The sequence below is a fragment of the Photorhabdus aballayi genome, assembly GCF_026153155.1.
GTDB classification, from domain to species: domain Bacteria; phylum Pseudomonadota; class Gammaproteobacteria; order Enterobacterales; family Enterobacteriaceae; genus Photorhabdus; species Photorhabdus luminescens.
The window spans coordinates 21,349-34,863 of sequence record NZ_JAPFCD010000053.1 but is presented as its reverse complement, the minus strand read 5'-3'; the positions used below and the strand labels follow the sequence as shown (position 1 = coordinate 34,863).

Annotated in this window: 20 protein-coding genes, 1 tRNA gene and 1 pseudogene; 7 read left to right on the top strand and 15 right to left on the bottom strand. The window is 42.9% G+C overall.

Annotated elements, in window-relative coordinates; all coding sequences use genetic code 11:
- Positions 1-413: 413 nt before the first annotated feature.
- The 4 genes and pseudogenes from OO184_RS20035 to OO184_RS20025 form a co-directional block, all read right to left on the bottom strand.
- The gene (locus OO184_RS20035; protein ID WP_265380704.1) at positions 414-569 is read right to left on the bottom strand and encodes a hypothetical protein; all 156 of its coding nucleotides are present in this window, start codon (positions 567-569) and stop codon (positions 414-416) included.
- Positions 570-689: 120 nt separating this feature from the next.
- Positions 690-1,925, bottom strand: a complete 1,236-nt coding sequence (gene ltrA, locus OO184_RS20030) for a group II intron reverse transcriptase/maturase (protein WP_265380703.1) — start codon at positions 1,923-1,925, stop codon at positions 690-692.
- 76 nt (positions 1,926-2,001) lie between these two features.
- Positions 2,002-2,385, bottom strand: a pseudogene (locus OO184_RS25100) (reverse transcriptase domain-containing protein); the annotation flags it as partial.
- A 620-nt stretch (positions 2,386-3,005) separates the two neighbouring features.
- A complete protein-coding gene (locus OO184_RS20025; RefSeq protein ID WP_265380702.1) occupies positions 3,006-3,521 on the bottom strand; it encodes a single-stranded DNA-binding protein in 516 nt (171 codons plus the stop codon).
- A 575-nt stretch (positions 3,522-4,096) separates the two neighbouring features.
- Here OO184_RS20025 and OO184_RS20020 point away from each other — a divergent pair.
- Genes OO184_RS20020 through OO184_RS20010 form a run of 3 tightly spaced genes read left to right on the top strand, consistent with a single transcriptional unit; the run spans position 4,097 to position 4,584 of the window.
- A complete protein-coding gene (locus OO184_RS20020) occupies positions 4,097-4,267 on the top strand; it encodes a hypothetical protein (RefSeq protein WP_265380701.1) in 171 nt (56 codons plus the stop codon).
- A gap of 26 nt (positions 4,268-4,293) precedes the next feature.
- Complete coding sequence (locus tag OO184_RS20015; protein WP_265380700.1) at positions 4,294-4,416, top strand: hypothetical protein; 123 nt, start codon at positions 4,294-4,296, stop codon at positions 4,414-4,416.
- A 21-nt stretch (positions 4,417-4,437) separates the two neighbouring features.
- Positions 4,438-4,584 (top strand): hypothetical protein, encoded by a 147-nt coding sequence (locus tag OO184_RS20010; protein WP_265380699.1) that lies wholly within the window; start codon positions 4,438-4,440, stop codon positions 4,582-4,584.
- Between the two features lie 320 nt (positions 4,585-4,904).
- Here OO184_RS20010 and OO184_RS20005 read toward each other — a convergent pair whose 3' ends face one another.
- The 5 genes from OO184_RS20005 to OO184_RS19985 all read right to left on the bottom strand — a co-directional run bounded on the left by OO184_RS20005 (position 4,905) and on the right by OO184_RS19985 (position 7,895).
- Entirely contained in the window at positions 4,905-5,387 is a 483-nt protein-coding gene (locus tag OO184_RS20005; protein ID WP_265380698.1) for a hypothetical protein, read from the bottom strand.
- Between the two features lie 26 nt (positions 5,388-5,413).
- Positions 5,414-5,689: a lipoprotein gene (locus OO184_RS20000; RefSeq protein ID WP_265380697.1), complete on the bottom strand. Its 276-nt coding sequence runs from the start codon at positions 5,687-5,689 to the stop codon at positions 5,414-5,416.
- 90 nt (positions 5,690-5,779) lie between these two features.
- Positions 5,780-5,941 carry a hypothetical protein gene (locus tag OO184_RS19995; RefSeq protein ID WP_265380696.1) on the bottom strand — a complete coding sequence of 54 codons (162 nt, stop codon included), beginning with the start codon at positions 5,939-5,941 and terminating at the stop codon, positions 5,780-5,782.
- Positions 5,942-6,603: 662 nt separating this feature from the next.
- Positions 6,604-7,014, bottom strand: a complete 411-nt coding sequence (locus tag OO184_RS19990; RefSeq protein ID WP_265380695.1) for a hypothetical protein — start codon at positions 7,012-7,014, stop codon at positions 6,604-6,606.
- Between the two features lie 515 nt (positions 7,015-7,529).
- Positions 7,530-7,895, bottom strand: coding sequence for a hypothetical protein (locus tag OO184_RS19985; RefSeq protein WP_265380694.1), 366 nt, complete (start codon positions 7,893-7,895; stop codon positions 7,530-7,532).
- A 164-nt stretch (positions 7,896-8,059) separates the two neighbouring features.
- Between OO184_RS19985 and OO184_RS19980 the strand changes: the two genes are divergently transcribed.
- Positions 8,060-8,254, top strand: a complete 195-nt coding sequence (locus OO184_RS19980; RefSeq protein ID WP_265380693.1) for a hypothetical protein — start codon at positions 8,060-8,062, stop codon at positions 8,252-8,254.
- A gap of 72 nt (positions 8,255-8,326) precedes the next feature.
- Here the strand turns inward: OO184_RS19980 and OO184_RS19975 are convergent, their stop codons facing one another.
- Both OO184_RS19975 and OO184_RS19970 read right to left on the bottom strand, forming a co-directional pair.
- Positions 8,327-9,616 carry a hypothetical protein gene (locus OO184_RS19975; protein ID WP_265380692.1) on the bottom strand — a complete coding sequence of 430 codons (1,290 nt, stop codon included), beginning with the start codon at positions 9,614-9,616 and terminating at the stop codon, positions 8,327-8,329.
- Between the two features lie 54 nt (positions 9,617-9,670).
- Positions 9,671-10,021, bottom strand: a complete 351-nt coding sequence (locus OO184_RS19970) for a hypothetical protein (RefSeq protein WP_265380691.1) — start codon at positions 10,019-10,021, stop codon at positions 9,671-9,673.
- Positions 10,022-10,535: 514 nt separating this feature from the next.
- Between OO184_RS19970 and OO184_RS19965 the strand changes: the two genes are divergently transcribed.
- A complete protein-coding gene (locus tag OO184_RS19965; protein WP_265380690.1) occupies positions 10,536-10,694 on the top strand; it encodes a hypothetical protein in 159 nt (52 codons plus the stop codon).
- A gap of 480 nt (positions 10,695-11,174) precedes the next feature.
- Here OO184_RS19965 and OO184_RS19960 read toward each other — a convergent pair whose 3' ends face one another.
- The 3 genes from OO184_RS19960 to hspQ all read right to left on the bottom strand — a co-directional run bounded on the left by OO184_RS19960 (position 11,175) and on the right by hspQ (position 12,385).
- The gene (locus tag OO184_RS19960; protein WP_265380689.1) at positions 11,175-11,441 is read right to left on the bottom strand and encodes an arylsulfatase regulator; all 267 of its coding nucleotides are present in this window, start codon (positions 11,439-11,441) and stop codon (positions 11,175-11,177) included.
- Positions 11,442-11,466: 25 nt separating this feature from the next.
- Entirely contained in the window at positions 11,467-11,727 is a 261-nt protein-coding gene (locus OO184_RS19955; protein WP_265380688.1) for a type II toxin-antitoxin system Phd/YefM family antitoxin, read from the bottom strand.
- A gap of 337 nt (positions 11,728-12,064) precedes the next feature.
- Entirely contained in the window at positions 12,065-12,385 is a 321-nt protein-coding gene (hspQ, locus tag OO184_RS19950; protein ID WP_265380687.1) for a heat shock protein HspQ, read from the bottom strand.
- A 221-nt stretch (positions 12,386-12,606) separates the two neighbouring features.
- On the opposite strand from hspQ, the gene yccX reads away from it, so the two are divergent.
- Positions 12,607-12,885, top strand: coding sequence for an acylphosphatase (yccX, locus tag OO184_RS19945; RefSeq protein WP_265380686.1), 279 nt, complete (start codon positions 12,607-12,609; stop codon positions 12,883-12,885).
- Positions 12,886-12,898: 13 nt separating this feature from the next.
- On the opposite strand, the gene tusE is transcribed toward yccX, so the two are convergent.
- Positions 12,899-13,228, bottom strand: a complete 330-nt coding sequence (gene tusE / locus OO184_RS19940; protein ID WP_049585365.1) for a sulfurtransferase TusE — start codon at positions 13,226-13,228, stop codon at positions 12,899-12,901.
- A gap of 184 nt (positions 13,229-13,412) precedes the next feature.
- Between tusE and OO184_RS19935 the strand changes: the two genes are divergently transcribed.
- Positions 13,413-13,500, top strand: a tRNA-Ser gene (locus OO184_RS19935).
- Positions 13,501-13,515 lie beyond the last annotated feature (15 nt).

The window sequence follows — 13,515 nt, the reverse complement described above, 5'->3', positions numbered from 1 at the left end:
TTACCATTTGCTATAGCACTTTTCCGAACGCCCCCTCTCCAAACCGGACATGAGACTTTCGACCTCATCCGGCTTTCCAGTGTCATTTTTCCCGATTTTGGTTGGACAAAACTTGTGAATTTCCGCCTGCCTCGATCGGAATAGACGGCCAGAACATTTTCGGCTGTGGCCATTTCGGTTACCTCAATATTTGGTCGTCAGACACCTGTGATCCTTCGCCATGTGGACGGCTTTCCCGTCCCCGGACTACTATGATCACTCCGTCACCCTGGGTCTCGCGACCCGTAGGCGATCCCGTGTTCGCACGAATCGAACGTGATAGCGCAACGTAGGTTCCCCGTTCGGCACCTTGAACGATCTCGCTGACCGTCGTTCAGCAGGGGAAGATTTCGGCTGGCGAGAGGTTTACCAGCCTATCCTGCCGACACAGCCCTGACATACCGTGGCTGTGGATGTGAGTATTCCATCACTGGTGTCTGAGGTTCAGGCAATACAGCTTTAACCTTATTACGCGGGTCTTGCACAACAACCGATTCGGTATGTTCGTCGGGCCTGTGCTTTTCAGTCATGCTTATGTCCCTTAAGATTTTCACCATCCGGTAAGACTGATGACCCAGCAGTATTTCTTCCAACTCCTCCTGCCTAAGGCAGGGATTCGATTCGCCGCTTTCACGGCGCACCGTCTCCGCTCATCCGGCTCTTCCCATTGAAGCCTGCCCCCATAGTAGCGGCCAGTGGGCAAACAACCTCGTTTCACTCCGCGCAACACGCGCCAGCCAGTGACTGGCCCGTCGCCGGTGGCCCCGAAGTCGCTTATGTTTACGGGTCAGCCATAACACGAGTTTGCGATCGATTTGCCTCAGCGTTGGATACAGGGCCGATTTATAAAAAGCACCGTAATAATTTATCCAGCCTCTGATTTTCGCATTGAACATATTCGCCAGATCGTACAAGGACTTGTCACTGCGATTTTGCAGACCCCAACTCCTCACCTCCTGACGGATTGCTTTCCCTGCTCTGGCACTCATCCCCGGACTGAAGTTAACGAAGGTCTTACCCCAGCGATTCTTCGACAAACGGGGCCGGAATGTATAGCCTAGAAAGTCGAAGCGCGTCTCTGCGTAATTCCCCCGTCGATCGGCATCTTTACAGTAAACCATCCGGGTCTTCTGCGGATGCAACTCCAGCCCACATTGCGCGAACCGCTGGCCTGCTTTACTTATCAGTGCTTCGGCCTGCAACTGACTGTGACAGTGGCATACAACATCATCGGCATACCTTTCAAAGGGGACGCCGGGAAACTGACGTTTCATCCACATATCAAAGGCATAATGCAGGAACAGATTCGAGATCAGGGGTGAAATCACGCCGCCTTGCGGCATCCCCCTGTTCCGTACCTGCGCCCTTCCATCCGGCATTTGCACCGGTGCCTTCAGCCAGCGTTCGATATACATCACCAACCAGCGTTCCTGTGTGTGATGCCGCACTGCTTTCAGTAACAGGGCATGATCAATATTATCAAAGAAGCCTTTGATATCGATTTCCACAACCCAGTCAAACTTCCAGCAGCGTGTTCTCGCCTGCGCAATCGCCTGGTGAGCAGATTTCCCCGGCCGGTAGCCATACGAGTCGGCATGGAACAGAGGTTCCAGTACAGGCTCAAGTACCTGTTTAACGACCATCTGGGCGATTCTGTCCGACACAGCAGGAATACCGAACGGACGCACACCACCATCAGCTTTGGGGATCTCCACACGCCTTACCGCCTGCGGCATATAACTGCCCGAAGCCAGTCTGTTCCATAGCTTGTAGAGATTGTCTGCAACATTCTCGTCAAACCCGGCCAGTGTCTGTCCGTCAATACCTGCCGCACCACGGTTAGCTTTCACTCGTTTATACGCTTCCCACACCTGTCGCTTACTCACAGGAAATGGCTTTGCCGATTTTACAGCAGTCCTCCCACCGGCTTTATCGCCCGTGGTTGCTGTCGTGCCATCAGCACGGTTCGTAAATTCCTTCTAGAAGCATTCTCATGACTTCTTGAATTAACTTATCATCACCACTAGGAATACCAAGAGGTCGTTTCTTACCATTAGGCTTCCTTGCATCCTTGGGTATGTAAGTGCGTCTACAAGGTTTGGGGCGGTAATCCGAAGATTTAATGAGGCTGACTAGGTTTAGAACTCTGTCATTACCCATTCCATCAAGCGTATTGTCATTCACCCCTTTCGTCATGGCACCACGATTAGAGTAAATGTTGGCATATGCCGTTGCCCATAAATCAAGGTTGTTACACATTAACTTGTGTAATTTCTTGACCTTATGTCCTTGTACACTTGCTTTGTTAATACCACTTAGAGCTTTGAGTGTTCTTGCTGATAGCACTGACTATCGAACCTCGCTTCTATTAGTATTGTGTCTAACTGTCTCCCTTCCCCCTACATCTAAGCTTTCGAAATAAATTGCTCTATCACTTATACTTAGGTTTCAGATCGGATTGAAACCGATTGCTACTCCATTACAGAGCTACATTGGGTACTATGGAGACTCTGTCATCATATTGGTTGTTTAGTTCAAACCAACTTAGATGATCCCGCATTTCTCTGTATTCAAGATGCGTCCTACTTAGGTTCCACTTACGTCCAATTTCCACTCTCACCGAGCAGGTGCCAAAGTTGTTGGATATGACAACCTTCTAGCTATAATTGTCATAAACTTTGGTAAGACTCCTAAACTATCGTGAGTCAAAGATATCCCGAAACCCACTATGAACTGTGATTCAACCAATCAGGTTTAACCTTATAGGACTTGCAATGACTGGCGCAAAGTAGATAGTTTCCCCGCCACCAGCCTTTTCCCTGACATGCTGCACTCCCCTTCCTTTTTCAAGGTTCAAGCTTATTACTAAGCAAGGATAAGTCAGGCTTGCAATAAGCTTTCCAACAGCCTATACTTTTGATTGCAAATAACCTTAAGCACTTGATTTACAAAGCAAAACGGCGCACTCAGAATGGAATGTCATCATCAAAATCCATTGGCGGCTCATTGCTCTGTGGAGCAAAAGATTGAGTTGGACGTGAAGGAGCGCCACCACCGCTGAACTGCTGAGATTGTTGCTGTGGTTGCTGTCCCCAACCGCCGCCTTGTGGTTGGCCTTGGAAACTACTACCAGCGCGGCTCCCCAACATTTGCATAGTTCCACCCATGTTTACTACCACTTCTGTGGCATAACGCTCCTGACCGTTCTGATCCTGCCATTTACGGGTTTGCAGAGAACCTTCGATATAAACCTGTGAACCTTTACGTAAGTATTCACCCGCGACTTCCGCCAATTTGCCAAACAAAACAACCCTATGCCATTCAGTCTTCTCTTTCATCTCACCGGTCTGTTTATCGCGCCAGCTTTCAGAAGTCGCCAGAGTAATGTTAGTCACTGCACCGCCGTTTGGCATATAGCGGACCTCCGGGTCTTTTCCCAGGTTACCGATTAAAATAACTTTGTTTATACCTCTGCTGGACATATAACCTCCGATTAAAAAGTAAATTCGATGCTTGATACCCTCTATAATTACGGAAGCCACCCAGCTGACGAATAACCTATAGCCATCTTTTTTCAAAAATTATCTTACGGTCTGATTTGAAATGTAAGAATATGAGACACCCATTGATCATGTAAGCGAAAATGGCTGCAAAACAATGTCCTTTCAAAAGGCAAAAAGATGCCCGGATGAACCGGGCAAAGGTGAAGGTGATCATTATGCTAACTTAAGCCAGCGCATGTTATTATAGTGACGAAATGATAATATTCATCACGGCTATTTAGAATTGAATTCATTCTGCGGCCTTTGTTCGTTTCCTGAATTTTTTTCTAGCTAGCACGAATGCTGTTGCGTATCGGTTTTTTTCAGGTAACGGCAAACGTTGACCACCTCCTGTAGCCGGAAGTGAAAGCTGAGCGGTTCAATACCGTTTGCCTCTTCCCTGACTATCTAGTACCCAACTGATTAGGGGCCAGTGATTAATGGGTAGTTTAATGAAACTAAAGTACCCTTTTGAATTCGGATTTGACGGGCATAGCTAAATTTAGGATGAAATAATGACTGAAGATGTGAATCTACACGTATCGTACAGTGCTTTTTACTTTGAAGTTCGGGAAGCTATTCAACGTTATCAGGATGAAGCACATGATGTGTTGACAGAAGAAAGTGCTGATATAGCTAGGAATATGGCAGTTGCAGTATACGTATTTGGCAGGGAACTTGTTTGAATTCTCTTCCTGAACAGGAAGGTCATATGAAGAAAAGAGAACAATACTTAAGAGACAATGAGGCGCTAAGGCTGTTGTTAATAGAAAAAGATACTATTTTTGAACTTGATAACGCGATTCAACATGGATTTTCAGTTTCGCTGGTCTAGCTGAGTCATATCAGAAAATAGATGATGCTGAAATTAATGATTTGGGTCAATAAAGCCCGAAAAACAACAGGTTTAGACTATTGCAACGATCCGGCCAGTGCTTGGTCAGTGATCGTCTCTGAAGAAATTAACATTCTTTTTACTTGGCACGAGCTGGGGCTGCAATGATTGCGTTTTTGTTGTTATATGATCGGCACACTGGCCGGATTCAGTAAAATGACTATACAACCGATTACAAGAAGACAGAATAATGGTTAATGTAAACACAATATAATGAATGGTTTTTATTGTAGACTGAGCTTTAAGAAAGCATTCATTCTTTGCTCTTTCGCTATACATCGTCAACATTTCCTGGTTGTGATTTGATATTCAAGCTGAAGTTATCGCTATGTAAATGAATAGAAAAATACAATGAGTTGGTCTGGTGACAAAAAAAGCCCGGTGTTTGGGATTTGCCGGGCAATAAGAGGATATTATTGAGTGGAATTTCAGATTGAATGTATTAATTTCGTTTTATTTACTATCTCAGCCGATACCGAGATATATTGAGAGAGTGTTTTTGCCAGTTTTTGTGCTTCTTCCAGATAATCCAACCGATCAATCAGTACGTGCTGGTTACCGTGCTCATCCGTGGCACACACGCACCAAAACAGCATACCTTCTTCAGGGGCTGTGTAATTTTCCAGTTCCGTGTCCTGGATAGCAATAACACGCCCGAGTTGATCCAACGGTGCAACGCCGAATTTTGTGTACTGTGCATTCTTACCCAATGGTAAGGTTTTATCCACGAATTGGCGCAGATGAAAGAGGTCTTCTTCACAGCTTAGCGCAGCCACACGATCCAGCTGAGGAATGTGGTCAAGAATTTTACGGGCTCCGTCACTATTACCGGTTTGCCGTAGTAGCACTGATGCAGCCCAGACTGCACCGGTGTAAAAGGCTGGATCTGCATGGTTTTTTGTATTCGTCATTTCATGATTCCTTATTTTGGGGATTTTTAAAACCTTATACTCCCATATGCTCGGAAATACTCAGTAAAGCCTTTATCACTTTCTCGGGTGGCCGCTTTGGCCTTTGCATTCGCTTCTTTCATGTCGAGCTCTGCGACGGTTTTACTTAGGTCCATGTAGCGTTTCATATTTGCTTCAGATGGCTTTATGAGTATGTCCTGATAAGCTTGTTCATATCGTTCGTCCAGTGACAGGCCAAGCCTCATTGAACTGCAACCGCTTAATAATAAAATCGCCAGTAAACAAAAAAGATACTTTCTCATGTCATTGCTTTAATATTCGAGCGATTTATGTAGATCTTGTTGCACAAAGATAGCTATCAGAGATAACACTGTTTTGTGTTTCACTCAACCTTATTTAGATGCCTGATTACTAGCAATCGAACTGGCCGATAATAGTGCTCCTGCGTTGACCAGTCCGCCTATAGCCTGAGAAATATTAGCTGGAATAGCGATAACTTTACTGTTATCGCTGGTGGACAACGCGCTTAGCATATTGATGTAGTTGGTTGCCAACTGGAACGTCAGGGCTTTCTTACCACTGGGGTTTCGTTGGCCCTTCGCTGACCTTCAGCAAGCGCCTGAATGGCATCTGCTTCGAAGCGAGAGGATTCCAGTTTCGCCTGTGCATCAAAGATGCATAGCCTCTTTTTTTCTCAGCGCCTAGAATCACGCATGGATTCAGATGGGCATGTGTCCTGAATGTTGACAGTACGAAGGGTAAGACCCTAGTCCGTCATTTGCTCTTCCCACTGAAATAAAATCAATAAAACATGGGTCAGCTAGGTGACGAAATCTTCAGGACTGGTTTAGTACTGGGTTCTCACTTATAACTGAACTGTTTATTTTGCAGACAAAAGACACCGGCTTGTATTTCTGGCGTTTCATGACTGAATTGATGTCGCTCATTGCACTGGAACGGGAAGACTAATGATAGCCCTCGTTGTAGTTTAGTTGGTTGACAATTTCTAGAAGCAAAAGTCGTCGTGTCAGAAACATCCTTGTATCTTCCCTGCACGATTCATTCAGGATGAATTCCACTTCTCTCTTTATTATCACCCCAATTTTATGCCAAGCCGGTCATAAGCCAGGCTGACTTCCTTATATACTGCGCTCAGATCTAATGTTATGATCATTTTAAACAGATTTAAAAAGAGAGGAAGTCCCCTCTTTTTACTTTAGCGTTCGCGAAAAAGAATGTAATAGCACTTCTGTACACGCATAGAGTTATTCAGATATCCACATAACGCTTCCTGACCAACTTCATTGCGACCTCTCCAAAGGCCCGTCAGACGCTTATCCGGCTGTTCGGATAACACATAGGTTTTGTTATTGATTTGCATAACGCTCAGATGCCCAATTTCTTCCGGCACCGTAAAAGTACCCATTAGTTTGAAGTTTTCCAGACGAAGAACGATGATAGCACTCTGGTCGTTTGTGCTCCGCTGTTGTTGCGGCGGCGTTAGCCCAGAATTAGCCGCTGGTGGTTCACCATAAACCGAGTTTGGATCTACGGAAGGCGCAGCCATAGCTAGAGAACATGAAAGTACCCCCATCGCTGCGGATAATCTCAGCAGAGATTTTTTCATAGAAGTCACCTTGAATTGGTTAGGGCCTATGTTGATTCCTCCCCCACAGAGGCACCTGCACATGTATGAACAACAACTTTCTGCAACCGGCAGGCTACCAACTCAAATTACGGATTACCATGAAATAGGATGACACTTTGCAGCCATTATACTGTCAGGCATGACCGCTATAGTGAGTAATGCAGCAGAGGACTCCTGGCATGTCACGCCGAATCTACGATAGAGGTAGAACAGGGGTACATATAGATAAGCAAACCACCACTAGGCCACCAGCAAGTCTTCCTATGTGAGTAATCCTCTTGTCTCCTCTGGTACCAGTTTATAAATGACAGATATGGCGAAAGAGAGCAATGTCGAACCGGATAGCAGGTAGCTCAGAAAAATCTACTCAATCACCTTGAGGTATTTCTCTTGAGTAATGCGTTTCATCGCAAGCTAGAACTTGATCTAATAGTTTTCCGATATAACCTGTTATTCCCCGGCTTTGCTGTCGTAGTCATTAGGATAAATTACGATCACCTCATGAGCTTAGGACTGTAACTAACAAGCTCAAAGCTATCTAAATAATCAACGTGACGTCGTGTTTTGTTGTTGGAAAAGCTTAGCGCACAGGCTATGGCATAAACTGATGGCCCGTTAGAATTGCGACGCATATACTTTGCCACATATTCAATGATTTTCTTCCGAACCGTGGTCAGACAAGGCATGCCATAGAGGTCATCATGTCCCAGTCCTTTCGTATACCCTAGCGTCTTACCGATATCATCATATGTCAGCGGAGCATCTCTCTCCCTAATTTCCTCGACGAGAAAATCAAACAGTTTATCCAGATAGATATCGCTCTTCTCTTCAGGCTGAGCATTCTCATCGATTTTTTTCAATTGGACTCAACTCTTGTGTCATATGTCATTCTCAGAAATGATATAATTTGATATTGATATCACTGTGATGTACACCACTATATTACTTAGTTGTTCTGTCTGTATGAATTATTAGACTTTTACCAATTTAAACTGACAATATTTTAATAATTGGAGGAAAGATTATGTTGCTTGCGATACGCCGCTATTTGATAGCAGCCAGCAGTATTATGGATATTATGCCTTCAACTAACTATACAAAATTGGCATCATCAGTAAGTGATTCGGAGCAAATTCGTAACGATATTGCTGCAATATCCGACGATGCTGCCAAGGTATTATTAGATCAAGGATATATTAGAAAGAACCCTGATATTTAGACAAGCAATAAAGTCTTTAGTTTCCTTTAAAGTTTGAAATTGGAAGTTATGTCCATATAAATGGATTATAAACTACATATTTGAGTGTTTTTTGTATTTTCCATTCCAAACCCATAAACGACCTTCATGTAAAGGTACTGTATGTGTTCTATTCTTCCATTTAACATTTCTATCTCTTAGCTTTTCAAAGCTAAAGGAGGAAAAACCGGCAGAAACAGCAAGTTCCCCAAGCCATTTTTCAGCAGGAACATGTATGCCGTATGGGGCGGAATCACCAATAACAAAGCAGGCTTTTGAATCTTTCTCCATATTTTTACGAATATTTACCCATATTTTGGCTATGTCTAAGAAATAAGCGGCAATCATGGTATGGTAGGATTTTTTACCGCCTTTACTGTGTCTTATTATGTCTAACTTTTTGGTTACATCAGATATTTCATCTTTTATTGGATAGAGAAGTGGATTACTGAGAACTTCATCCAAGTTGATTTTATCTGAAGATGAGTGTTGAGAACATGATCTCATCAGTGAAGGTCTGACAACATCTTTGAGGTCTCCCCAACCATTTATCTCTCCCCAAAACATCATCTCTAGTCTTGTTGCATCTGCATAATCATAGTTATTAGGATATGGCGGTGATGAAATTAGCAAGTTACACTTTTCTGCTTTAAACGGTTGTCTCACATCTTTATGTTCAATATGCGAGCAATTCTGCCAACCTGACGAAATTGCATGAAGCATATCGGCTTTCATCATTTCAAGCTTTCCAAGGAAGGCATCAAAGGGATCAAGTACTTTAGATTTGGATTTATTGGGTAATACATATTGCCATTGAGCTGTGCCTGCATGGCTGCATGCTCTCAGTATTGATGTTATGTTTAGTCTGATTAACTCCCAGAGTGGCTCAGCATTAGATAATTTCTCGTATGCAATTTTTAATCGTTCAAGTTTATTAAATGAACCAAAGGAGTAACATTTCCCCAAAAGGTTACTTTTATTATAGCGAGTAGGATCCGGCATTGTATTTAAAGACGATGCGTATGCGATAAGTTCTTCGCTTGCATCACTTAGGTCGTTTGTATCTAAATACCAAAGCTGTTTTGCTCCTGCGATCCTTGCTACAAAGGGATGCCCCTCAAATCCGAAAGAGCTGACATTAAAAAAATCGGCGGCAATGTTGGTTGTACCTGAGCCAGCAAAAGGTTCAAGAATTATTGCTTTCTTACCCGTTTCTTCTTGAAATTTTAAAATCTCAGAATGTATCCATTCAGCCGAAAAACCAGCAGAATAGCGAAACCACCGGTGAACAGGGAGTTTCATGTTATCAGTAAAGGTTCCTGAGCGAGCTGTTTTTTTGAGCATAAATCTTTTTTCATTTCGTGTTGGTGTAGACAGGGATATTGAGTGCCCTAAATGTTACTTCTGACCATTAGGGTCAAGATGTTTATGATGTGTAATATTTAAATATCTTTTTGGTTCACGATCATATAAATAAGAGTCAGCAACTATTGAATGCCCATAAGTACAATTAATTCGATAATAATAATCAGTAATAGACTGGAGCAATGGAATGACTTGTTTAAACATCACTTCAAGTTCGCATTCCCAATAGTTAACGCAGCCTGTACTTTTTTCAAAAGACGGTTTTCCAGAGTGGACACTAAGGATAAGATAGATTCCAAAGTTCAACTCTGGTCGGTCAATCAGGAAAACTTCACGTAACTTAGTAACCAGTTGCTGATACTTGGCTGTGTGCTTGATACTCATGGTTTCTCTTCTAAAATCAGCCTCAATAAATCAATGTATTGTGCTGTTACACAACGTGTCATAGCAGAGTAAATAGAGTTCTCTTCGCTTACAATACGTTCACCAGGTTTTGGCCGCAGAATGTCCCCATTTTGTTCTCTAACAAAAAATGAACGCTGGTATCGTGATTGAAACACTCCAATTGTGGTGGTACCAATGAATAGCAAAATGCTTATCTGCTCTCTAGCATTTGTGACGGCCAGTATGGCCGTGCAGGCAAAACAAATTTATTTTGATCACGGTTTTGCGAGCGAATCTTAGCCAGCAGTTGTCAATCTCCTCCCCCCTTTTCTCCGAAGATGATTGAAATTGTTCCGCTCTATTCTGAACAGATATAATTCAGGGTGACACACCATTAATTTATGGTGATTCAGCCCCGGAGAATAACGGTACCAGTTTTACGACTGAAGATGAAAAACCTCCGATCTGGAATTCGGATGTCACGGAACTATCGATAAGTCGGGTTAAGTTGCAGATGAACATCGACGAAACAATGAAAGCCGCTGAGGTTCAGGCAAAACAGCAAGGTATTGATGGAGTCATTGCCTACCGGCACCACAACGTGACAAGCAGGATTTTTTGGGGCGGATTAGCAGCAGGAAATGGTGGATTATTTTCTACACGATATCAGTAAAGATCCTATTGAACCTACCGTTTATAAAATTCGTTACTCGTTTAGCAACCCTGATGGCTTACTTAAGGGTGCTATCGAGAAATATAGTAATCCCTCCATCTCGGATCCTGAGTGTAGCTCCTATGTCTGGTGTCTAACCCAAGCCGATGACAACAAACGTTGTGATGATAGCAAGAAGAAGTCGAAGATATAGGGATATAACAATCTGTACATTTTAAAAATGTACAATATGGCTGTCAAAAACGACCAATTGTTGCTCATAAACTACGGAATCAATAACGTGACTAGTTCAATACCTTCATTCCAATGTCTGGTCTGGACTTACATAGGGAAGGCGTTTCAGCTAGTAGACGCTGATCTCGGATAGGTATTTTTTCGATTGCGCTTCCCCCCATTGCTTCACGGTAAAGCAGCGGATTTCGATAAGGTCGGACGGAGAGTCTAGTGTTAAGCAGTATTCGACATAAGTAATTGGCAGAATTAATGATCCCTCGGAACGTTTATAGTATCATTTGCCAGCATTTCCATGAGTTTTGCGAACCTATAAAATCCATCGTACTGCTGGCAAATGTAATTCATTTGAATTCGTGACGTACTGTTTATCACCTGCTTGAACGTATCCATATAGTCATAGCAAGTTTGCAGTAATTGCTCATCCCCAGTTTCTGTAAGAGGAAACTGGATGACATGGTTATGGATGATCTTCACCATTTGAAGTTGTTCTTCATTAAGTTCGACAGCGGGCATTTTGCTTCTCCTTAAATTTTAAGATCTAGTCATATTGACCTGATTCCAATTCATTAAAAAATACTTCACCATCAACGGTGTTATTCGCCCTGATATCAGCTTTGGTCTGAGCGGCTCTCGACTGTAACAATCTCAATTTAAGTGCTTCAATATTTTCGTACTCATCAATAGAGATAACTACGGCAACTGGATTTCCGTTTTTACTGATCTGGATTGGAGCAAATTGTGCTTTTAGTAGCATGTCACCGAATTGGGTTCTGGCTTTATTGGCTGAAAATGCATCCATGGTTAGTACCTCGCTAAATATTGTTCGATTCATTCAGTATGTTCGAATCAAACGATATTCGTCAAAATTATTATCTATTATAAAGTCTACTTTATGACAAAAAAGGAGAGGTTAATTCATTGATATTGCAACTACGTTACGTTTTTGTCAGTTTTTCCACATGACCCCTACTGTAATGTAGAATTACATCAATATGAACAAGATATCTGTGATGATTGTATTGATGAGAAGAATATTCTTGAAGAGGATGAAGAAAATGAAGCATCATACTAAATTTATAGATCAGGCAGTTTAAAACACGATAACTGCCTTAAGTTGTTTAAGTGTAAATGGGGGATTAATTGCGCAGCCTCGGGGCCAGTAGCTGATTGCGGATGGATTCTGCTAGCTCATCTAGAGAAGGTTGTTCTGGATGTTCATCAGATGTTTCATAGGCTAATTGTGCTTCAGCCAAATAAGTATGTACAGGTTGACCGTTGTCATCTTCTATCACAACGTGATACCAAGGAGCGGAACGCAAAGTAGCATTGGCTGCAATATCATCCTCTTGGGGTTGGTCCAGAGAGTATTCCACATCAATATCCACGATGACGCCTAAATAACCAAGAAGCTTGTGACGTACTTGTTGGCCGATACCGAATTTGCTGGCGATAATCATAGTCACCTCCAAAGAAGATCTTGCATTGACATTGATATAAGGGCAGTAAGGTGAATTACAAGAGCATACCTGGTGGTTGAAGTCTTTTTTTGCTTTAATTGCGAGCGTGACTTCATCTGTTTCAGATTAGCTGTAGTAAATATAAAACACAACCAACAGTCGTGTGCTTAGCTATATATGTGAGCGATACCGCAAGGTGATTGGGTTGATAGGGGGTAATTATGATTAAATATGGGATAACAATTTATGTTTATGGCCGGGTTCAGGGGGTTGGATTTCGCTATCAAACTTTTCGTTGGGCGAAATTTAATAAGCTGACAGGTTATGTCTGTAATTTACATGACGGTAGTGTCAAAATTGTAGCTTATGGTGACAGTGAACAACTAAATAAGTTAACCCATTGGCTGGAGCTGGGTGGTCCACCGGGAGCACGAATAGATAACTTTTCATTTCAAGCCTGCGCAGTGGAGGATGTTGTAGATTTTAGTGTCCGCCACTGAACTGGATTATTGATTAGATACATTTTACTGGTTTCGGCAGCCCGGCAATTTTAGTTGCCTGCTTTGCCGGCCCTTTGGGAAATAGACGGTAAAGATAGCGACTGTTGCCTTTTTCTTCACCATACTTTTGGGCGATTGCTTTTACTAACATACGGATAGCCGGGGATGTATTAAACTCCTGATAAAACTCCCGGATAAAACGAATGACCTCCCAATGCTGTTCAGTCAAAGTGATTTCTTCCTGTTCGGCGAGGAGTAAAGCTATTGCTTCCTGCCAGTCACTACTGTTTTTCAGATAACCTTGCGCATCGGTTTCGATTTCTTGACCTTCGAATACCAACATAATCATTAATAACCATCAAAGAAAAGTAGCTGTAATTTAGCAAAAATCACTTCTGTACCCAAGGATGGTATGTACGTATGAGGATAAAATAAGCCAATGACCGTGAAAAAGGGTAAATTTACGGCAATCGGACAGGAGGAGACTTTACATCTGTCTCGGTGCTGTTTATAGTGCAGGCCATTGCGGAGGGGTGGCCGAGCGGCTTAAGGCAGCGGTCTTGAAAACCGCCGATGGGAAACCATCCGAGAGTTCGAATCTCTCCTCCTCCGCCACTTCTACTTACTCCC